Source organism: Enterobacter cloacae complex sp. OE43NF, assembly GCF_023544405.1.
GTDB classification, from domain to species: domain Bacteria; phylum Pseudomonadota; class Gammaproteobacteria; order Enterobacterales; family Enterobacteriaceae; genus Enterobacter; species Enterobacter cloacae.
In genome coordinates, this window is record NZ_JAMJFW010000008.1 from 1 (window position 1) to 21,181 (window position 21,181).

General features: G+C 52.7%; 19 protein-coding genes. 8 read left to right on the top strand and 11 right to left on the bottom strand.

All coding sequences use genetic code 11. The annotated features are described in order from the left end of the window. Window positions 1–17 precede the first annotated feature (17 nt). Window positions 18–521 carry a molybdopterin-guanine dinucleotide biosynthesis protein MobB gene (gene mobB / locus M8370_RS05490; RefSeq protein ID WP_058650930.1) on the bottom strand — a complete coding sequence of 168 codons (504 nt, stop codon included), beginning with the start codon at window positions 519–521 and terminating at the stop codon, window positions 18–20. Further along, complete coding sequence (gene mobA / locus M8370_RS05495) at window positions 518–1,102, bottom strand: molybdenum cofactor guanylyltransferase MobA (protein WP_102752904.1); 585 nt, start codon at window positions 1,100–1,102, stop codon at window positions 518–520. Before mobA ends, mobB begins: the two co-directional genes overlap by 4 nt. A gap of 68 nt (window positions 1,103–1,170) precedes the next feature. Between mobA and M8370_RS05500 the strand changes: the two genes are divergently transcribed. The 3 genes from M8370_RS05500 (at window position 1,171) to dsbA (ending at window position 3,153) form a co-directional block, all read left to right on the top strand. Beyond that, window positions 1,171–1,440, top strand: coding sequence for a YihD family protein (locus tag M8370_RS05500; RefSeq protein WP_013099387.1), 270 nt, complete (start codon window positions 1,171–1,173; stop codon window positions 1,438–1,440). A 75-nt stretch (window positions 1,441–1,515) separates the two neighbouring features. Then, complete coding sequence (locus M8370_RS05505) at window positions 1,516–2,502, top strand: serine/threonine protein kinase (protein ID WP_045901558.1); 987 nt, start codon at window positions 1,516–1,518, stop codon at window positions 2,500–2,502. 27 nt (window positions 2,503–2,529) lie between these two features. Next, window positions 2,530–3,153 carry a thiol:disulfide interchange protein DsbA gene (dsbA, locus tag M8370_RS05510; RefSeq protein ID WP_013099385.1) on the top strand — a complete coding sequence of 208 codons (624 nt, stop codon included), beginning with the start codon at window positions 2,530–2,532 and terminating at the stop codon, window positions 3,151–3,153. Between the two features lie 23 nt (window positions 3,154–3,176). On the opposite strand, the gene yihG is transcribed toward dsbA, so the two are convergent. Next, on the bottom strand, window positions 3,177–4,085 hold the full coding sequence (gene yihG, locus M8370_RS05515) for a 1-acylglycerol-3-phosphate O-acyltransferase, YihG family (RefSeq protein ID WP_013099384.1): 909 nt from the start codon (window positions 4,083–4,085) through the stop codon (window positions 3,177–3,179). A 439-nt stretch (window positions 4,086–4,524) separates the two neighbouring features. Here yihG and polA point away from each other — a divergent pair, with 439 nt between their 5' ends. Both polA and spfP read left to right on the top strand, forming a co-directional pair. After that, window positions 4,525–7,317 (top strand): DNA polymerase I, encoded by a 2,793-nt coding sequence (gene polA / locus M8370_RS05520; RefSeq protein ID WP_230794111.1) that lies wholly within the window; start codon window positions 4,525–4,527, stop codon window positions 7,315–7,317. 166 nt (window positions 7,318–7,483) lie between these two features. Next, complete coding sequence (gene spfP, locus M8370_RS23595; protein WP_071892919.1) at window positions 7,484–7,531, top strand: small protein SpfP; 48 nt, start codon at window positions 7,484–7,486, stop codon at window positions 7,529–7,531. Between the two features lie 98 nt (window positions 7,532–7,629). Here spfP and yihA read toward each other — a convergent pair whose 3' ends face one another. Then, on the bottom strand, window positions 7,630–8,259 hold the full coding sequence (gene yihA / locus M8370_RS05525) for a ribosome biogenesis GTP-binding protein YihA/YsxC (protein ID WP_020686870.1): 630 nt from the start codon (window positions 8,257–8,259) through the stop codon (window positions 7,630–7,632). Between the two features lie 579 nt (window positions 8,260–8,838). Here yihA and yihI point away from each other — a divergent pair. Continuing rightward, window positions 8,839–9,354: a Der GTPase-activating protein YihI gene (gene yihI, locus M8370_RS05530; RefSeq protein WP_013099380.1), complete on the top strand. Its 516-nt coding sequence runs from the start codon at window positions 8,839–8,841 to the stop codon at window positions 9,352–9,354. A gap of 188 nt (window positions 9,355–9,542) precedes the next feature. Further along, window positions 9,543–10,916 carry an oxygen-independent coproporphyrinogen III oxidase gene (hemN, locus tag M8370_RS05535; RefSeq protein WP_020686871.1) on the top strand — a complete coding sequence of 458 codons (1,374 nt, stop codon included), beginning with the start codon at window positions 9,543–9,545 and terminating at the stop codon, window positions 10,914–10,916. A 67-nt stretch (window positions 10,917–10,983) separates the two neighbouring features. On the opposite strand, the gene M8370_RS05540 is transcribed toward hemN, so the two are convergent. The 4 genes from M8370_RS05540 to glnA form a co-directional block, all read right to left on the bottom strand. Continuing rightward, complete coding sequence (locus tag M8370_RS05540) at window positions 10,984–11,094, bottom strand: YshB family small membrane protein (RefSeq protein WP_032618432.1); 111 nt, start codon at window positions 11,092–11,094, stop codon at window positions 10,984–10,986. Window positions 11,095–11,204: 110 nt separating this feature from the next. Continuing rightward, the gene (gene glnG / locus M8370_RS05545) at window positions 11,205–12,617 is read right to left on the bottom strand and encodes a nitrogen regulation protein NR(I) (protein WP_013099377.1); all 1,413 of its coding nucleotides are present in this window, start codon (window positions 12,615–12,617) and stop codon (window positions 11,205–11,207) included. An 11-nt stretch (window positions 12,618–12,628) separates the two neighbouring features. After that, a complete protein-coding gene (gene glnL, locus M8370_RS05550) occupies window positions 12,629–13,678 on the bottom strand; it encodes a nitrogen regulation protein NR(II) (RefSeq protein WP_008501857.1) in 1,050 nt (349 codons plus the stop codon). A gap of 185 nt (window positions 13,679–13,863) precedes the next feature. Next, on the bottom strand, window positions 13,864–15,273 hold the full coding sequence (gene glnA, locus M8370_RS05555) for a glutamate--ammonia ligase (protein ID WP_013099376.1): 1,410 nt from the start codon (window positions 15,271–15,273) through the stop codon (window positions 13,864–13,866). Between the two features lie 386 nt (window positions 15,274–15,659). On the opposite strand from glnA, the gene typA reads away from it, so the two are divergent. Continuing rightward, on the top strand, window positions 15,660–17,483 hold the full coding sequence (gene typA, locus M8370_RS05560) for a ribosome-dependent GTPase TypA (RefSeq protein ID WP_008501854.1): 1,824 nt from the start codon (window positions 15,660–15,662) through the stop codon (window positions 17,481–17,483). A 78-nt stretch (window positions 17,484–17,561) separates the two neighbouring features. Here the strand turns inward: typA and ompL are convergent, their stop codons facing one another. The 3 genes from ompL to M8370_RS05575 form a co-directional block, all read right to left on the bottom strand. Continuing rightward, complete coding sequence (gene ompL / locus M8370_RS05565; RefSeq protein ID WP_013099374.1) at window positions 17,562–18,248, bottom strand: porin OmpL; 687 nt, start codon at window positions 18,246–18,248, stop codon at window positions 17,562–17,564. A 74-nt stretch (window positions 18,249–18,322) separates the two neighbouring features. Beyond that, a complete protein-coding gene (locus tag M8370_RS05570; RefSeq protein ID WP_250020609.1) occupies window positions 18,323–19,747 on the bottom strand; it encodes an MFS transporter in 1,425 nt (474 codons plus the stop codon). A 42-nt stretch (window positions 19,748–19,789) separates the two neighbouring features. Further along, window positions 19,790–21,172 carry an MFS transporter gene (locus M8370_RS05575; RefSeq protein ID WP_013099372.1) on the bottom strand — a complete coding sequence of 461 codons (1,383 nt, stop codon included), beginning with the start codon at window positions 21,170–21,172 and terminating at the stop codon, window positions 19,790–19,792. Window positions 21,173–21,181 lie beyond the last annotated feature (9 nt).

Below are 21,181 nucleotides of genomic sequence, written 5' to 3' on the forward strand. Positions count from 1 at the left end.
TCCTGCGGGAGAGGGCATCAGACCGCACACCACCCCACAATAAACTCAGCAATCTTATCCTCATCATTTAAATCCAGCACCGGAACCTCAACATCGAGAGCGACATCGCTGGCCACCGCAATGACATGCTCATCCAGCGTTAACTCGCTAACATCATGCCCGGCATCGTTTCTGAACAGCAGGATCTTTGCAACGGCCTCATGCTTAAACCCCTCAACCAGCACCAGATCAAGCGTGGAGTGATCCATCCGACTGACCAGATACGCGAGATCCAGCGGTGCTTCATCGGGCGTTTCCGTCATTAATGCCCACCGCTCACGACTTGCCACCATGGTTTGCGCGGCACCTGCCTTACGCAGTTCATAGCTGTCTTTACCCGGTTTATCGACGTCCATATTGTGGTGGGTATGCTTAATCAGCCCAGGGCGGATGCCTCTGGCACAAAGTGCGGGTATCAGCTTTTTGAGCAGCGTCGTTTTCCCGGTACCACTCCAGGCGGCGATAGCTAAAACAGGCGTCATTTTTTCTCCTGCATGGTCTGTAAATCTTCCGTCGTATTCACGTTCACAAATGCAGACTTCCAGTCGCTAAAATCAACGGAATGGCCGCCTGACTGACGCATAAACACCATGACTCTTCGCTCTCCCGCCGTCAGGTAATCCTGCAGCGCTGGAACTAATGATCTATGAATCAGCGTAATAGCAGGATGGTCGCGCTCACCGTCATGCACCCAGACAACCGGTGCACCATCACGAGACTGCACGAGACGCTCGACAAGGCAGGAGGGAATAAACGGCGTATCACACGGGCAGAAAACAAACCACTCTGCCTCAGACTGCTGCATGACCGAGAGCATGCCGGCCAACGGTCCTGGGTAATCCCCAAGAGTATCCTGATAAACGGGGTATCCGCTGCGCTGATAAATATCGATATGGCGATTGGCACTGATGGCTATTGCCGCAACCTGATCTGCAAGCGTGGCAGCAACATGCTGCCAAAGTGGCTTACCGTTAAGGTGCTGAAGCCCCTTATCTTTTCCCGCCATGCGCGTTGCCTTGCCACCCGCCAGAACCACTCCGATGATTTCCTGACCCGGATTCACGAATATCGCCTCTTTTATTGTGGGATTGACCCTGCTAACGTGTCACTCTAAATGAAAGGAGCACCACCATGAAATGTAAACGTCTGAATGAAGTCATTGAACTCCTCCAGCCAGCCTGGCAAAAAGAGCCAGAGCTGAATCTGATGCAATTTTTACAGAAACTGGCGAAAGAGTCAGGTTTTGAAGGTGAACTGACAGACCTTTCTGACGACATCCTGATCTATCACCTCAAAATGCGTGACTCTGCCAAAGATGCTGTTATTCCTGGTATTCAGAAAGATTATGAGGAAGATTTTAAAACCGCATTGCTGCGCGCCCGAGGCGTAATTAAAGAGTAAAAGCTTGTAAGCGGCGGCACCGAAATCGCCACAAGATGATATCCTGAATCATTCGTATAATTTCCGGATGATCGGATGAACGACCAGGCTTTTACTTTCCAGACATTACACCCGGATACCATTATGGATGCGCTGTTTGAGCAGGGTATTCGGGTGGATTCCGGGCTAACCCCGCTAAATAGCTACGAAAACCGCGTCTATCAATTCCAGGACGAGGATCGTCAGCGCTTCGTTGTTAAGTTCTATCGCCCCAAGCGCTGGTCCGCTGAACAAATTCAGGAAGAGCATCAGTTTGCTCACGATCTACTGAATGACGAAGTTCCTGTTGCCGCACCGATAAAATTCAATAACCAAACGCTGCTTACGCACGAAGGGTTCTACTACGCTATATTTCCCAGTCTGGGTGGTCGCCAGTTTGAAGCGGATAATATCGACCAAATGGAGTGGGTTGCCCGCTATCTGGGACGCATCCACCAGACGGGACGCAAAACGTCGTTTATTGCCCGCCCGACTATCGGTATTCAGGAATACCTTATTGAACCCCGCCAGGTCTTCGAAACCTCAGCGCTTATTCCCTCTGCATTAAAGGACGCGTTTCTCAGCGCGACGGATAAACTTATTGGGGCGGTAAAAGCCTGCTGGCGCGATGATATTTCTGTCCTGCGTTTGCATGGTGATTGTCATGCCGGGAATATTCTCTGGCGCGATGGCCCTCTGTTTGTTGACCTCGATGATGCGAGGATGGGGCCTGCAGTGCAGGATTTGTGGATGTTGCTCAACGGCGACAAAGCCGAGCAACGTATGCAGCTTGAAACGATTATTGAAGCCTATGAAGAGTTTAGCCCTTTTAATTCAGACGAAATTGCCCTGATAGAACCTTTACGTGCGATGCGTTTTGTTTATTATCTCGCATGGTTAATCAGGCGTTGGGATGATCCCGCATTTCCTCGTAATTTCCCGTGGCTTACCGGAGAGGATTACTGGCGCAGCCAGATATCCACATTTACTGAGCAGGTTAAGGTTCTTCAGGAACCCCCACTGCAACTAACGCCGATGTATTAATTGGACACACCCAGGAGAGAGTTAATCATGAAAAAAATTTGGCTGGCGCTGGCAGGTATGATTCTGGCATTTAGCGCTTCTGCTGCACAGTTTACCGACGGCAAACAGTACATCACGCTGGACAAGCCCGTCGCTGGCGAGCCACAGGTTCTCGAGTTCTTCTCGTTCTATTGCCCACACTGCTATGAGTTTGAGCAGGTGCTGCATGTTGCTGACAACGTGAAGAAAAAGCTGCCGGAAGGCACCAAAATGACCAAATACCACGTTGAGTTCCTGGGCCCATTGGGTAAAGACCTGACCCAGGCGTGGGCGGTTGCGATTGCGCTGGGTGTGGAAGATAAGATCACCTCCCCTATGTTTGAAGCGGTGCAGAAAACCCAGACCGTCCAGACCGCAGCAGATATTCGTAAAGTGTTCGTTGACGCAGGCGTGAAAGGTGAAGACTACGACGCCGCGTGGAACAGCTTTGTCGTGAAATCGCTGGTTGCTCAACAGGAAAAAGCCGCAGCCGATCTGCAGCTCCAGGGCGTTCCGGCGATGTATGTTAACGGCAAATATCAGCTGAACATGCAGGGCATGGACACCAGCAGCATGGATATCTTCGTACAGCAGTACGCAGACACCGTGAAATACCTGGTCGAGAAGAAGTAAACCCAATGATATAAAAACGCCGGTCAATGACCGGCGTTTTTGTTTGAAGCTTTGATGTTCTCTATCTGCTCATCTTTCTCTTTCCAGAGCGTATTAAGCCAAAGCTGGAAACGACGTTTGAAGTTCTTATCGTTAACGTAATCCCCATGCAGTTCGGTATCAATTGGCACCAGATCGACACGAACCACTATACGCGTCAGCTTGCCGCTGAGCATATCGAAGAAAGGCGTCTTATCGTTTTCCGGATAGCAGAGCGTCACGTTCAGTAATTTATCGAACTGTGCCCCCAGCACGTTAAGCGCCATGGCAATACCCGCCGCCTTGGGTGGCAGCAGGTTCTGATAAGGGGAGCGAGTCTGAAGACGCTTCTCTTCTGTAAACCGCGAGCCTTCGACAAAATTCACAATCGTTGTCGGATGTGCGCGAAACTTCTCGCAGGAACGACGCGTCGTTTCCACATCCTTACCCCGCCGCTCCGGGTGGCGAATCAAATAGCTGCGCGAATAGCGTTTCATAAACGGCATATCCAGCGCCCAGCAGGCCAGGCCGATAAACGGTACCCAGGCCAGCTGTTGCTTCAGGAAGTATTTGTTCATCGGGATATGCTTACGGAACAGCACACATAACACCACGATGTCGGCCCAGCTGTGATGATTACAGATCAGCAGATACCAGTTCTTTTTGTTGAGTCTTTCCAGACCCTCAACGTCCCACTTCAGGTGAGGATTCAGGCGCAGCAGGATGGCCAACCCTTCGCACCAGCAGTACATCATGAAATTACAAAACGCCGACACGGCTCGCCAAACCGTAGGCAAAGGTAACAGCAGTTTAATTATCCCGGCGATGATGATCGGTACAGAACAGGCGATCGTTACCAGAATAGTTAAAATGATGCTTAACAGTAATGTTATTGCAGCGAGCAATCTCGACATGATGAGCTTTTTCAAATGGTTAGCTGTAAGTTAGCGACCGACTATCCGGTGCAGGGCGCTGATTTTATCAGAAATCAGACAAAATAATGGCGCTTTCATACGGAGAGTTGACAGGCAGCATTTCGCTGCAGAAGATTTCACTACTATTACGCAGCAAACCGGGCATATATCCACATATGCTATATCCTCATTAGCTAGCAATATAAATCACTGTCCTTATATAACTAATTGATAAATAGATGGTAATTATGTAGCTTCACGCTTTTTTTGCCTTTGTTAGTCATATGAAGTGAAAGTATTCACAAACTTATCCACAGTTTAAATTTTGCGAGCGATCCTTACGATCGTAAAATCTTTTCCTGTATCAGGCGCTAATAACTGATGTTTTCATCCTTCTGTGGCATCCTTTAGTCATAAATTGATTAAAGGCACGGACATTATGGTTCAGATCCCAGAAAACCCTCTTATTCTCGTCGACGGCTCTTCTTACCTGTATCGGGCGTATCATGCGTTTCCTCCTCTGACCAATAGCGCAGGGGAACCCACCGGCGCGATGTACGGTGTACTTAACATGCTGCGTAGCCTGATCCTTCAGTATCAGCCAACCCATGCGGCAGTCGTTTTTGATGCGAAAGGCAAAACTTTCCGCGACGAGTTATTTGAGCATTACAAATCTCACCGTCCGCCAATGCCTGACGATCTGCGTGCGCAGATTGAGCCGCTGCACGCGATGGTGAAAGCGATGGGGCTGCCACTGCTGGCGGTTTCTGGTGTTGAAGCGGATGACGTCATTGGCACCCTGGCGCGTGAAGCCGAAAAAATGGGCCGTCCGGTTCTCATCAGTACTGGTGATAAAGATATGGCGCAGCTGGTGACGCCAGGGATCACTCTGATTAACACCATGACCAACACCATCCTCGGCCCTGAAGAGGTGGTCGCAAAATATGGCGTGCCACCAGAGTTGATTATCGATTTCCTCGCGTTGATGGGCGACTCATCGGATAACATCCCAGGCGTGCCAGGCGTTGGCGAAAAAACGGCACAGGCACTCCTTCAGGGACTGGGCGGGCTGGATACGCTGTATGCAGAGTCTGACAAAATCGCCGGGCTCTCCTTCCGTGGCGCAAAAACCATGGCCGGGAAGCTGGAAGAGAATAAAGAGGTGGCTTATCTCTCCTATAAGCTGGCGACGATTAAAACCGATGTTGAGCTGGAACTGGGATGTGAGCAGCTTGAGGTACAACAACCATCTGCGGATGACCTGCTGAGCCTGTTTAAGAAATACGAATTTAAGCGCTGGACCAGCGACGTGGAAGCCGGTAAATGGCTGCAGGCAAAAGGCGCCAAACCGGCTGCGAAGCCAAAAGAGACGATTGTCATTGATGCCGACGATCAGGCTGAAGAAGAAGCCGCAGCGCTCTCTTTTGAGCACTACGAAACCATTCTTGAAGAGTCACAGCTGGTTGCCTGGATCGAGAAACTGAAAAAAGCACCGGTGTTTGCTTTCGACACGGAAACCGACAGTCTGGATAACATTACCGCCAATATGGTGGGCCTGTCCTTTGCGACAGAGCCGGGTATCGCTGCCTATGTTCCCGTCGCGCACGATTACCTGGACGCACCGGAGCAACTCTCTCGCGAACGCGTGCTGGAACTGCTGAAGCCGATTCTGGAAGACGACAACGCGTTGAAGGTGGGGCAAAACCTCAAATACGACCGCGGTATTCTGCAAAACTACGGTATTGAGCTGCGCGGTATCGCGTTTGATACCATGCTGGAATCCTACATTCTGGACAGCGTAGCAGGCCGTCATGATATGGACTCCCTGTCTGACCGCTGGTTAAAGCACAAAACCATCACGTTTGAAGAGATTGCCGGTAAGGGCAAAAATCAGCTCACCTTTAACCAGATTGCGCTGGAAGAGGCGGGACGCTATGCGGCAGAAGATGCCGACGTCACGCTGCAGCTGCACCTGAAGATGTGGCCAAAACTGCAGAAGCACGAAGGGCCGCTGAATGTGTTTCAGAACATCGAGATGCCGCTGGTACCTGTTCTTTCACGCATCGAGCGCAACGGCGTAAAAATCGATCCGACGGTACTGCATAACCACTCGGGCGAACTCGCCCAGCGTCTGACCGAACTGGAGCAAAAGGCGCATGAGCTTGCCGGTGAGCCGTTTAACCTCTCATCGCCAAAACAGCTGCAAACCATTCTGTTTGAAAAGCAGGGGATCAAACCGCTGAAGAAAACCCCTGGCGGTGCACCGTCCACCTCTGAAGAGGTGCTGGAGGAGCTGGCGCTGGATTATCCGCTGCCAAAAGTCATTCTGGAGTACCGTGGTCTGGCAAAGCTGAAATCGACTTACACCGATAAGCTGCCGCTGATGATCAACCCGAAAACGGGTCGTGTGCATACTTCATACCATCAGGCTGTGGCGGCCACCGGACGTCTCTCCTCGACCGATCCGAACCTGCAGAACATTCCGGTACGAAATGAAGAAGGGCGTCGCATTCGTCAGGCGTTTATTGCACCTGATGACTATCTGATTGTTTCTGCTGACTACTCGCAAATCGAGCTGCGCATTATGGCGCACCTCTCGCGTGATAAGGGCCTGTTGACGGCCTTTGCCGAAGGGAAGGACATCCACCGGGCAACCGCTGCGGAAGTCTTTGGTCTGCCGCTGGACAGCGTGACAAACGAGCAACGCCGCAGCGCGAAAGCAATCAACTTCGGCCTGATTTACGGCATGAGCGCCTTCGGTCTTTCACGCCAGCTCAATATTCCGCGTAAAGAGTCGCAGAAGTATATGGATCTCTACTTCGAGCGATATCCGGGCGTACTGGAATATATGGAACGCACCCGCGCGCAGGCGAAGGAAAAAGGCTACGTTGAAACCCTGGACGGTCGTCGTCTCTACTTACCCGACATTAAATCCAGCAACGCGGCACGCCGTGCCGGGGCAGAACGTGCTGCAATCAACGCCCCGATGCAGGGAACCGCAGCTGACATCATCAAGCGCGCGATGATCGCCGTGGATGCCTGGCTGGAAAAAGAGAAACCGCGCGTGAAAATGATCATGCAGGTACACGATGAACTGGTGTTCGAAGTGCACAAAGACGATCTCGATAGCGTGTCGAAGACGATCCACGAACTGATGGAAAACAGCATGAAACTCGATGTGCCGTTGCTGGTGGAAGTGGGAAGTGGTGAAAACTGGGATCAGGCTCACTAATGGTTCGGCGAATAACGCGCTTTTTATGTAAGTTAGCAACATAACGACGTGAGTTTTGTGACGATCATTAGAATTCCCTATGTAAAGAATGAAAAAAAACTACAAAAAGTGCTTTTTCTGCAGCAAAAAAAGGGGTAGAGTTAGCGGCGTAGGGTACAGAGGTAAGATGTTCTATCTTTCAGACCTTTTACTTCACGTAATCGGATTTGGCTGAATATTTTAGCCGCCCCAGTCAGTAATGACTGGGGCGTTTTTTATTGCGGCAAAGAAAATTTCGGACAAAAAAAAGCGCGGCCATGGCCGCGCCCGGTATTACTCTTCTTCCGCTTCTGTTGCGGGCTCCAGCTCACTGAACCAGCTGTCGAGCTTCTGACGCAGCTTATCCACACCCTGCTTTTTCAGCGAGGAGAACGCTTCAACCTGCACATCTCCGTTGAATGCCAGTACCGCTTCACGAACCATATTCACCTGCGCTTTACGCGCGCCGCTCGCCAGTTTATCCGCTTTTGTCAGCAGCACCAGAACGGCAATATCGCTTGCCACAGCCCAGTCGATCATCTGCTGATCAAGGTCTTTCAGCGGGTGGCGAATATCCATCAGCACCACCAGGCCTTTCAGGCACATGCGCTTTTCCAGGTATTCACCCAGCGCGCGCTGCCACTTGATCTTCATCTCTTCCGGTACCTGCGCGTAACCGTACCCCGGTAAATCGACCAGGCGTTTTCCTTCGGCCACTTCAAACAGGTTAATCAGCTGGGTACGGCCAGGTGTTTTTGAGGTACGCGCCAGGTTCTTCTGATTGGTCAGCGTATTCAGTGCGCTGGATTTCCCCGCATTCGAGCGGCCAGCAAAGGCCACTTCGATGCCGGTATCAGAGGGCAGGTGGCGAATATCGGGCGCACTGGTGACAAAATGCGTCTGTTGGTAGTTCCAGGTAGTCACGTGGTCGTCTCCAAAAATCGTAATCTGCGGGGGATTATACCTGAATGCAGGCAAAAGACTTTTTTGATTGCACCTGGTCTGTAGGCTTAAGCCCTGGCCGATGTGAGACATCGGCTATAGATGTTATGAGAAATTTCAGAGAAATCGCAGGTGTAAAAAAATACAAACTGTTTTAAATCATAAGATTAATATTGAGTGATTATCTGAAAATCCGTTTTTGTACCCTTTCGTTGCTTGTTAGTTTAAATGAACAAGGTAAAGTGTGCGTCAAGGCGGGGATGCCAACAGGATAATGACTTAGGGATAAGGGTCAGGAGCGCCAGGAGGCGAAGACGCAGGATTGTCAGGATGACCAGCGCCTGGAGGCGTTTTAACAGGAAAAGGAACCGTATCACGGACGGTATCAGCCAACGGATAAACAGGGTTTGTTGTAGGCAAACACGGAATGTCTGACCCGTTAAGGGTTATGAGTCAGGAAAAAAGGCGACAGATTGCTCTGTCGCCTTTTTTCTTTGCTTGCTTTCTGCTAGATTTCGCCGCAATTCTATACTGAAGAAAACGACTTAAAGATAAAACATCATGAAAAAACCGACCTCCGCAGCGGGCGCGAAACGCCCTGCCAAAGCACGCCGCAAAACGCGCGAAGAACTGAACCAGGAAGCGCGCGATCGCAAACGCGAAAAAAAACATCGCGGTCATGCTGCGGGTAGCCGTGCAAACGGTGGCGGTGCATCTGGCGCTTCTGCTAAAAATAAGCCGCAGAAAGATCCACGTATCGGCAGTAAAACTCCCATTCCACTGGGCGTGACAGACACCCCGGTCACTAAGCAGCACAAACCAAAGAGCGAGAAACCTATGCTTTCACCGCAGGCTGAGCTGGATTTGCTGGAGAACGATGAGCGCCTGGACGCGCTGCTGGAACGTCTTGAAGAGGGTGAAACCCTGACCGCTGAAGAGCAGTCCTGGGTGGATGCCAAACTGGATCGCATCGACGAACTGATGCAGAAGTTGGGCCTGTCATACGACGATGACGAAGATGAAGAAGAAGATGAAAAGCAGGAAGATATGATGCGTCTTCTGAAGGGTGGAAACTAACATTTGCACCCGGCAGGAACGATAGTCCTACTTATAACCCTTCCGGTTATATGTTATCTGGTGTGGTTATTCGTTAAACTACGGCGGTTGTCGCGGCGACAGAAGTGGCTGCGCACCCGAATGATGGTCCGCAATGGGGCCAGAACGGGCCGCCGTATACGAACGCGACACCAACGGAAGGAGTGAGCATGTCTGTACCATCTATCGACTGGGATTTGGCCCTGATCCAGAAATATAACTATTCCGGGCCGCGTTATACCTCATACCCCACCGCGCTGGAGTTCTCCGATGCCTTCGGTGAGGGTGATTTTCAGCAGGCCGTCGCGCGCTATCCAGAACGCCCGCTGTCGCTCTACGTCCATATTCCGTTCTGCCATAAGCTCTGCTACTTCTGCGGCTGCAATAAAATTGTCACCCGTCAGCAGCATAAAGCCGATCAGTATCTGGATGCGCTGGAGCAGGAAATTTTACACCGCGCGCCGTTGTTTACTGGCCGTCACGTCAGCCAGCTTCACTGGGGCGGCGGTACGCCAACCTATCTGAATAAAGCGCAGATCAGCCGTTTGATGGCGCTTCTTCGCGGCAATTTTCATTTTAATGACGACGCCGAAATCTCGATCGAGGTCGATCCGCGTGAAATTGAGCTGGATGTGCTGGATCATTTACGTGCCGAAGGCTTCAATCGCCTGAGTATGGGCGTTCAGGACTTCAATAAAGAGGTTCAGCGTCTGGTGAACCGCGAGCAGGACGAAGAATTTATCTTTGCCTTACTCAACCATGCGCGTGAAATTGGTTTCACCTCAACCAATATCGATCTGATTTACGGCCTGCCAAAGCAGACACCGGAGAGCTTTGCCTTTACGCTGAAACGCGTGGCTGAACTTAACCCGGACCGCCTGAGCGTGTTCAACTATGCGCATCTGCCGACGCTCTTTGCTGCGCAGCGCAAAATCAAAGATGCCGATCTGCCTTCTGCTCAACAGAAACTGGATATTCTCCAGGAAACCATTACCTCGCTGACCGAGACCGGATATCAGTTTATCGGTATGGATCACTTTGCCCGTCCGGATGACGAGCTGGCTGTTGCTCAGCGCGAAGGGGTACTGCACCGTAATTTCCAGGGCTATACCACCCAGGGCGATACCGATTTGCTGGGGATGGGTGTTTCCGCCATCAGCATGATTGGCGATTGCTACGCGCAAAACCAGAAAGAGTTGAAGCTCTACTATCAGCAGGTGGATGAAAAGGGCAACGCGCTGTGGCGCGGCATCGCGTTAACACGTGACGACTGCATTCGTCGTGATGTGATTAAGGCGCTTATCTGCAACTTCCGTCTCGATTTCAGCGACGTTGAGTCGCAGTGGGATCTGCACTTTAGCGATTATTTTGCAGAAGACCTGAAGCTGCTGGCGCCGCTGGCGAAGGACGGGCTGGTGGATGTGTCGGAGAATGCGATTGAGGTCACGCCGAAAGGACGTTTATTGATTCGTAATATCTGCATGTGCTTTGACGCTTACCTTCGGCAGAAAGCGCGTATGCAGCAGTTCTCGCGGGTGATTTAAGCCGCGAAAGCATGAAACGTAGGCCGGGTAAGGCGAAGCCGCCACCCGGCTTTTACATTTTTACCCGCTAGCTAAACAGACCAACCAGCGCCGCACACAACACTGCAGCAACTGCGGTTTGCGGCGTGTGGCTTTCTGCGGCTCCGCTAGAGAGCATATGTACTAATGTTTCCAGCATGATGTTCACCCCCAATTTCCGGGCACGATCATACAAAACTCATCGACACAGTAAAGCGCAAAATAACGGCAATTTGCGCTCAATTAGTAATCTTTACACAGCGGTGAAGATTACTCCATTCCCAGCTCTTTAAGCTTACGCGTCAGGGTATTACGTCCCCACCCCAGCAGGCGGGCTGCTTCCTGTTTATGGCCCTGCGTATGACGAAGCGCGGTGGTTAACAGCGTGCGTTCCATCTCCGGCTGCGCCTCAGAGAGCAAATTTTGATGACCGGAACGCAGCGCGCGATCGGCCCACTGCGCCAGCAGCGTCGCCCAGCTGTCCGGCAGCGCATGGCCCGTACTGCTTTCAGGGGCAGTTGCTTCAAACAGCTCGGCCGGTAGATCCTGAATCAAGACCTCCTGTCCGGCGGCCATGACGGTGAGCCAGCGACAGGTATTTTCCAGCTGACGCACGTTACCCGGCCAGGCCAGGCGGGTGAGAGCGGCATCGGTTTCCGGGTGAAGCTGTTTGGCTTCGACACCCAGTTCACGCGCGGCGACCTGCAGGAAGTGACGCGCCAGGCGAGGGATATCTTCGCGACGTTCACGTAGTGGCGGTAGATGGACGCGGATGACGTTCAGGCGATGGAATAAATCCTCACGGAATTTTCCCTCCTGCACGCGTTGCTCCAGGTTCTGGTGTGTCGCGGCAATAATGCGTACATCCACTTTCACCGGCGCATACCCGCCCACGCGATAAAACTGTCCGTCGGCCAGCACGCGCAGAAGACGGGTCTGAACATCCAGCGGCATATCGCCAATTTCATCCAGGAATAACGTCCCCCCGTCAGCCTGTTCGAAGCGGCCCTGACGAATGGTATTTGCCCCGGTAAAGGCGCCTTTTTCATGGCCGAACAGTTCGGATTCAATCAAATCTTTCGGGATAGCCGCCATATTCAGGGCGATAAACGGCGCTTTTGCCCGCGGGCTATGGCGATGTAAGGCGTGCGCGACCAGCTCTTTACCGGTGCCCGATTCGCCATTAATCAGTACGCTGATGGACGAACGCGACAGACGGCCAATAATGCGAAACACATCCTGCATCGCCGGTGCTTCGCCAATGATGTCCGTGGTAGGGCCGAAATCGGGCGCATTACGCGGCTGTTGCTGCTCCTGGTAATGGCTAATGGCGCGCTCAACCAGCGCGACTGCTTCGTCGATATCAAATGGCTTGGGCAGGTAGTCGAATGCCCCTTGCTGATAGGCGCTAACGGCGGCATCCAGATCGGAGTGTGCCGTCATTATGATGACCGGAAGCATAGGGTGGCGTTGTTTGATCTGCTTTAAAAGCGCCAGCCCGTCCATACCCGGCATACGAATATCCGACAGCAGAACATCCGGCGTTTTGGTGGTGAGTGCGTCGAGCACTTCGCTGCCGCTCTCAAACGTCGTGCAGCTTAATCCCGCCCCTGTGAGCGCGCGTTCAAGCACCCAACGGATGGAGCTATCGTCATCGACTACCCAGACTATCCCTCGTTGCATAAACGTCACCTTTATTTTTTAATCGGCAGGAAAACCGAAAACTCGGTATGTCCCGGCCAACTGGTAAATTCAATTTTTCCAGAGTGTTGATCGATCAAACTGCGGGCAATGGATAATCCCAGCCCGGTACCGCCTTCGCGACCGCTGACCATCGGGTAGAACAGGGTGTCCTGCAGATGAGATGGGATCCCCGGCCCGTTATCCTCAACGTCGATGCGTGCCGCCAGCCGATAGCGCACGCCATGCAAGGTGAGCTGGAATGCGGTACGGGTACGCAAAATGATTTCGCCGCCTTCCGGTCCCAGAGCCTGCAGCGCATTACGCACAATATTCAGCAGGACCTGCTCAATCTGGTCCGGATCGTGCGCCAGTTCCGGCAGGCTGGGGTCATAATCACGCACCAGCGTAACGTTCTCCGGCAGCTCCATTGAGACGAGCTTCACCACCCGTTCAGCTACTTTATGAATGCTTTCGGTGACATGCATACCCGGCTGTTGCGGCCCGAGCAGGCGGTCAACCAGGTTACGCAGGCGGTCGGCCTGCTCAATGATGACGTTGGTATACTCCGCCAGCGCAGGATCCGGCAGCGCTTTGGTTAACAGCTGCGCCGCCCCGCGTAATCCGCCCAGTGGGTTTTTGATTTCATGCGCCAGACCCCGCACCAGATCGCGGGCGGCAATTTGCTGCGCATGCTGAAGTTGCTCCTGGCTCAGTCGGCGCTGATTGTCCATCGGTGCCATTTCGAGCAGGATCAGCCCTTCAGGAAGACGTTGCGCGGTAAGCGACAAAATATGCGAGCGCCCGTCGATCACTAACGTCACTTCGTTATCGGTGAACCCCTGACCGGCCTGCAGACTTTCCTGCATCAGGCCAATGTTCAGCGAAAAATAGCTCAATAATTCTGGCAGCGGAGTGCCAAACAGTTTGCGTGCGCTTTGGGCGAGCAGTTGCTGCGCCGCCGGGTTGGCGTAATGAACAGCCAGCTCGTCGTCGACCAGCAAAATGCTGTTAATTAACGAATTGAGGATCTGCCCAGCATCGGGCAGCGTGCCAGTTGCCATTCAGCAGTCTCCTGGAGTTGGTTGCACTAATTTAGTGCAGTATAGCTTTTTCGTCGTAAAAAGCGCGTGAGATCAGGTTGTTGGTGGAGAAAAAAGCCCATCCGGAGATGGGCTGAAAGTTTCCACGGCAACAAAAAAAAGCTTTCGGGGCCGCGCCTGAAGGGGGGCGCGAAACCCGTTGTAACTTAAACGCTGTAATACAGTTCGAATTCAACCGGATGCGGAGTCATGCGCACGCGGTCGTTCTCTTCAGTACGCAGGGCGATGTAAGCATCGATAGCGTCGTCAGTGAACACGCCACCCGCAGTCAGGAACTCGCGGTCTGCGTCCAGTGCTTGCAGGGCTTCTTCCAGAGAGCCTGCAACCTGTGGGATCTCTTTCGCTTCTTCTGGCGGCAGGTCATACAGGTTTTTGTCCATTGCTTCGCCTGGGTGGATCTTGTTCTTGATACCGTCCAGACCGGCCATCAGCAGTGCTGCGAAGCACAGGTATGGGTTAGCTGCTGGATCCGGGAAGCGCACTTCGATACGACGCGCTTTAGGAGAAGCCACCACCGGGATACGGATAGAAGCAGAACGGTTACGCGCTGAGTAAGCCAGCATAACAGGTGCTTCGTAGCCTGGGACCAGACGCTTGTAAGAGTTGGTGGTTGGGTTCGCCAGGGCGTTGATCGCTTTAGCGTGTTTGATTACGCCGCCAATGTAGTACAGCGCCTGCTCAGACAGACCTGCATATTTGTCACCAGAGAACAGGTTGGTACCGTTCTTGGACAGGGACATGTGGCAGTGCATACCGGAACCGTTGTCGCCAAACATTGGTTTTGGCATGAAGGTCGCGGTTTTACCGAAACGGTGTGCAACGTTGTGCACAACGTATTTGTAGATCTGAATTTCGTCCGCTTTTTTGGTCATGGTATTGAAGCGGGTTGCCACTTCGTTCTGACCAGCAGTCGCCACTTCGTGGTGGTGAGCTTCAACTACCAGGCCCATCTCTTCCATCACCAGACACATGGTGGAACGGATGTCCTGTGAAGAATCGACCGGAGGAACCGGGAAGTAACCGCCTTTCACGCCAGGACGGTGACCTTTGTTACCACCTTCGTATTTGGTGGAGGAGTTCCATGCACCTTCGATGTCGTCGATAGCCACGTGGGAGCCAGAGATAGAGGCACCGAAACGAATGTCATCGAACAGGAAGAATTCTGGCTCTGGCCCGAACAGAACGGTGTCTGCGATGCCGGTAGAACGCAGGTACTCTTCTGCACGTTTAGCGATGGAGCGTGGGTCACGGTCGTAGCCCTGCAGCGTGCCTGGCTCGAGGATATCGCAACGGATGATCAGGGTTGGCTCTTCGAAGAACGGATCAATGACCGCCGTGGTCGCGTCTGGCATCAGAACCATGTCAGATTCGTTAATGCCTTTCCAGCCACCAATGGAGGAGCCGTCAAACATTTTGCCTTCTTCAAAGAATTCGGCGTTTACCTGATGAGCAGGAATAGTGACGTGCTGTTCTTTACCTTTAGTATCGGTGAAGCGCAGATCAACAAACTTCACTTCATGTTCGTTCAGCATCGTCAAAACGTGTTCAGCGGACATACTTAACTCTCCAGATTGGTCATTGTCGTCGTGGTAACGAGGTCTTCAACTTCTATCAAGGTGGCTATGAGGCCATCTTTTTGCCGTATTTTTATAAAGCGAAATCTGTGCCAACTTTTAAAACACCCCAAAAAGGCGTTATCATGCGCACCATAGTGCAAAAGTGCTGCACCACAATGGTTATGTTGCACCAGTATAGTGCTTCAGTGTGAACACTGAGCACCATATTGGTGCAATTTTCGTTAAAGTGCCCTTTTTACGCTCCGTGAAAGCGATCACAAAGCATCTCTGCAATACTTGTTTGCGGGGGATGTTTGTGATCCTGTTTTGTAGTGCGATTAATCCGTGTACAATAACGCGCTATTTCTAATGCCTGAGGCAAAGTTGTGATCGAAAATTTGCGTAACATCGCCATCATCGCGCACGTTGACCATGGTAAAACTACCCTGGTTGATAAGCTGCTGCAGCAATCCGGTACGTTTGATGCACGTGCCGAAACTCAAGAGCGTGTGATGGACTCCAACGATTTGGAGAAAGAGCGTGGGATTACCATCCTCGCGAAAAACACCGCTATCAAATGGAATGACTACCGTATCAACATCGTTGATACCCCAGGGCACGCCGACTTCGGTGGTGAAGTTGAGCGCGTGATGTCCATGGTGGATTCCGTGCTGCTGGTGGTTGACGCCTTTGACGGCCCAATGCCGCAAACGCGTTTCGTGACCAAAAAAGCATTTGCCCATGGCCTGAAGCCTATTGTTGTTATCAACAAGGTTGACCGTCCTGGCGCACGTCCTGACTGGGTTGTTGATCAGGTGTTCGACCTGTTCGTTAACCTTGACGCGACCGACGAGCAGCTGGACTTCCCTATCATCTACGCTTCGGCGCTGAATGGTATTGCAGGTCTGGATCACGAAGATATGGCGGAAGACATGACCCCGCTGTATCAGGCGATTGTCGATCACGTACCGGCTCCGGATGTTGATCTTGATGGTCCTCTGCAGATGCAGATCTCCCAGCTGGACTACAACAACTACGTTGGCGTTATCGGTATCGGCCGCATCAAACGCGGTAAAGTGAAGCCGAACCAGCAGGTTACTATCATCGATAGCGAAGGCAAAACCCGTAACGGTAAAGTGGGCAAAGTGCTGACTCACCTGGGTCTGGAGCGTATCGACAGCGATCTGGCTGAAGCGGGCGATATCATCGCAATCACCGGTCTGGGCGAGCTGAACATCTCTGACACCATCTGCGACCCGCAGAACGTGGAAGCGCTGCCAGCCCTGTCTGTTGATGAACCAACGGTAACCATGTTCTTCAACGTCAACACCTCTCCGTTCTGTGGTAAAGAAGGTAAATTCGTTACCTCTCGTCAGATCCTTGACCGCCTGAACAAAGAGCTAGTGCACAACGTTGCGCTGCGCGTTGAAGAAACGGAAGACGCTGATGCCTTCCGCGTATCCGGTCGTGGTGAACTGCACCTGTCTGTTCTGATCGAAAACATGCGTCGTGAAGGTTTCGAGATGGCGGTTTCCCGTCCGAAAGTTATCTTCCGCGAAATCGACGGCCGTAAACAAGAGCCGTTCGAAAACGTAACGCTGGACGTTGAAGAGCAGCACCAGGGTTCTGTGATGCAGGCTCTGGGTGAGCGTAAAGGCGACCTGAAAAACATGAATCCAGATGGCAAAGGCCGCGTACGTCTCGACTACGTGATCCCAAGCCGTGGCCTGATCGGCTTCCGTTCTGAGTTCATGACCATGACTTCCGGTACTGGTCTGCTGTACTCCACCTTCAGCCACTACGACGACGTACGTCCGGGTGAAGTGGGCCAGCGTAACAACGGCGTGCTGATCTCTAACGGTCAGGGTAAAGCGGTTGCGTTTGCGCTGTTCGGTCTGCAGGATCGCGGTAAGCTGTTCCTGGGTCACGGTGCTGAAGTGTATGAAGGCCAGATCATCGGTATTCACAGTCGTTCTAACGACCTGACGGTAAACTGCCTGACCGGTAAGAAACTGACCAACATGCGTGCGTCCGGTACTGACGAAGCAACGGTTCTGGTTCCACCGATCAAGATGACGCTGGAGCAGGCTCTGGAATTCATCGATGACGACGAACTGGTAGAAGTGACTCCACTGTCTATCCGTATCCGTAAACGTCACCTGACCGAGAACGATCGTAAACGTGCAATGCGCGGTGCGAAAGAAGAGTAATACGGTCAATCCGTTAGCCGGGTAAGCGCATGCGCCGCCCGGCAGTAAAAAGCCGCTGATTGCTCAGCGGCTTTTTTATTAGAACGAATACCGCAATCCCAGGCGAATCCGGTACTGCTCCCGGTTGTAATCATTCCATCTGTCCAGCCACTGCAGTTCAAGATATGGCAGCCAGTTTTTGTCGATCTTGTAGCTGAATTTATTGGTAATTTCCCAGTGATGATCTTTGCCATTTTTGCTGTGGTAATCATTCACCCGCTGGAAAAAGTGCGGTTCAAAGGTATAAAAAAACGCATCCGTCACTTTGAAATTCCAGTAGTTAGCAAACTCGTGCGTATCGTTCTTATCCATCTGCCCGTTATAGTCCGGCGTATCGTAATTGTTATGGTTATAGCGATAGCGGAACGTCAGGTTGAACCCGTCCGTAAATTTATAATTGGTATCTAAATAGACCGCACCACCCGATCCTGCGCTGCTGTCGTTAATCAATCCGCCGGGCTGGAAGGTGAGCTTATCGGTGGGTTTAAAGAGCGGATACCACCCCTCTATTTCGTTATAGCTGTGCTTAAGCTCATCCCATTTCCCCACGTTATAGGCATTGGTGAACATCAGCCCCGCGCCCATATCGAAGTTATAGCCTGCACGCAGGATCACCTCGTGCAGCTCAGAGGCCGTATTGTATGCTTCGCGGGTTTCGACATAAGCCCCGGCAAATACCGGGCAGGACACAGACGACACGATCAGTACAGTAATGATTCTTTTCATAATTTGTCCATGTATCAGGTACAGAAAGGCTTCCCTCCTGATGAACAGGAAGGACATAGTGGCCGGTTTTATTGTTATAAAGTGACTGCTGACGCTTTATTGTTGGTGGTTATCTCAGGGGTATTCGCGGTTTGTTTTTTCCGTTTTCCAATCTCCTCGATAATAAAGGCGAAGCGCGCTTCGTTGAGTTTATAAAACAGCCCCATGGTCACGGCGGCAACGACAGCCAGGCCGCACGGCCAGAGGAAAATAAGCTGACGCAGACCAAGTAGCGTGCCAGCGCTCTGCACCGCATGGGGAACGTAGCCAATCTGGGTCAGCATGATGCCAGGCAGAAAACCGGCGAGGGCGGCAGAGATTTTGCGCGAGAAGGTATAGCCGGTATAAACCGACCCTTCAGCACGAATGCCCGTTTTCCACTCGCCGTAATCAACGGTATCCGGTACCAGCGCCCAGTTCAGGCTGTTCACAAACGCCGTGCCGAAAAACGCCATGCAGGAAAACAGCACGAACAGCAGGGAACTGGTCCCCCATAAGAAGTTCAGCACGTCGCCCACCGCCCACAGCGCCAGCCCGCCCAGATAGACCGGTTTTTTGCCAAAGCGCTTCACCGCGCCGGGCACCTGAAACACGCCAATCAGAATGCAGCCCATGCTGAAAAAGCCCATCCACGACAGCAAATGCAGATCGTTTAGCACGTACTGGGTGTAATAGACCTGAATCGCCAGCTTGATGTTAAAGGCGGCAAGGGTACACAGGTTGGCGATACACAACACCAGCAGCGGCGGATTGCGGAAAATCGCGCAGAATGATTTCAGAATGCCGGGCTTATGGTGATCGGGCGTAAGCTCCACGTAGCGCTCTTTCACGCCGCTGTAGCACCACCACATGCAGAACAGGCCACCGGTGACGAACACCAGCGCCGCCACCAGATAGCCGAGGGAGGGCTGGCTGACGAACAGCGCCTGAATGGGCATAAAGCCGACGGTGCAGAGCAACAGCCCCACGGTTGCGCCGCCCTGACGCCACGCCGCAAGCTGTGCGCGCTCGTTCGGGTTTTTGGTAATGGCCGGGACCATCGCACCGTAGGCGCAGTTCATCAGGCTATAGCAGAGGCCAAACATCATGAAGAGCACGGTGGCGAGCGCCGTTTTCACCGTCAGGCTAAAGTCGTTGGCCATAAACTGCGCCGTCGCGACCAGCGCCACCGGGACGGAGGCATAAAGAATGAATGGCCGGAATTTTCCTTTCGCGCCGATGTTACGCCGGGAGTCCAGCAGCACGCCGGTCAGCATGTCGGTGAACGCGGTAAAAAACTTCGCTACCAGGAAAATAATGCCGCCATAGAAAGCGGGCATGCCCAGTTCGTCGGTGTAAAACTTCAGCAGATACAGCGTGCCAATACACAGCATCAGATTCGAGCCAAAATCGCCCATCCCGTAGGCGCACTTCTCTCGCAGGCTCAATTTCAGGGTTAACGGATCAGTGTTATGTGTCATGGTCGATCCTCAGAGCGCCCGCAGGGCGCTCTATCTCGTCATTTATGCCGTACGTTTACGCAGTTCGATCTCTTCCACGATGCGCACATACATCTTCTCGTTGAGATTGTAGAAACAGCCCATCGCCACAATGGTGATGACCGCCAGCAGGCTCGGATAGATAAAAATCAGCTGCCGCAGTCCTTCAACCGTTCCGGCGGATTGCACCACGTTGGGCACATAGCCAATTTGCGTGAGCATGATCCCCGGGAAGAAGCCCGCCAGTGCCTGAGATACCTTCCTGAAGAAGGTAAAGCCGGTGTAAACCGTTCCTTCAGATCGCACGCCGGTGCGCCACTCGCCGTATTCCACGGTATCGGATACCAGCGCCCAGTTCAGGCTGTTCACGAACGCGGAGCCGAAGAAGGCCAGGCAGGAGAACGCCACAAAGCTCACCGAGCCGCCGCCGAAGAAGTAGTTGAGCAGATCGCCCGCCACCCAAACCATCAGCCCGCCGATATAGACTTTTTTCTTGCCGAAGCGCCGCACCGCGCCTGGCATCATAAAGACGCCGATAAAAATACAGCCCATGCTGAAGAAACCCATGTACGACAGCAGGATCGGGTCGTTCAGCACGTACTGCGTGTAGTAAACCTGGATGGCGAGTTTGACGTTAAAGGCACCCAGCGTGCAGAGGTTGGCGATGCACAGGATAAACAGCGGACGGTTTCCGGCAATGGCGCGAAACGACTGCAACAGCCCCGGTTTTTGCGCCGGATGAGCAGGCTGAGTCTCGACGTAACGCTCGGTCACGCCTTTGTAGCACCACCACATAAAGAACAGCCCGAACAGCGAGAAAAGCGTGGCGGCAAAGATATAGCCAAGCTGATCGTTGCCCTCAATCAGGTTCATTACCGGGACAAAACCGACGGTACAAAGCAGCAGGCCAAGCGTGGCGCCGCCCTGACGCCAGGCGGCCAGCGAGGCGCGCTCGTCCGGGTTTTTGGTGATGGCGGGCACCATCGCGCCGTAAGAGCAGTTCATCATGCTGAAGAACAGGCCGTACAGCATGAACAGCACCGTTGCCATCACCGTTTTACCGGTGATTTCAAACGGCGTGCCGACGAAGTTGGCAATCGCCAGCAAGGTCACCGGGAAGGCGGCATACAGCACGAACGGGCGGAATTTCCCTTTCGGGCCGATGTTGCGCCGGGAGTCGAGCATGATCCCGGTACCCATATCGGTGAAGGCGGTAAAGAATTTGGCAATCAGGAAGATGATCCCACCGTAGGTACCCGGCAGGCCCAGCACGTCGGTATAAAACTTTAGCAGATACAGCGTGCCGATATCCAGCAGGATGTTAGAGCCGAGATCGCCCATCCCGTAGGCGAGTTTTTCTTTAAACGGCAGGCGTAGGGTTGCCGGATCAGAAGTATGTTGACTCATTATTGTTCT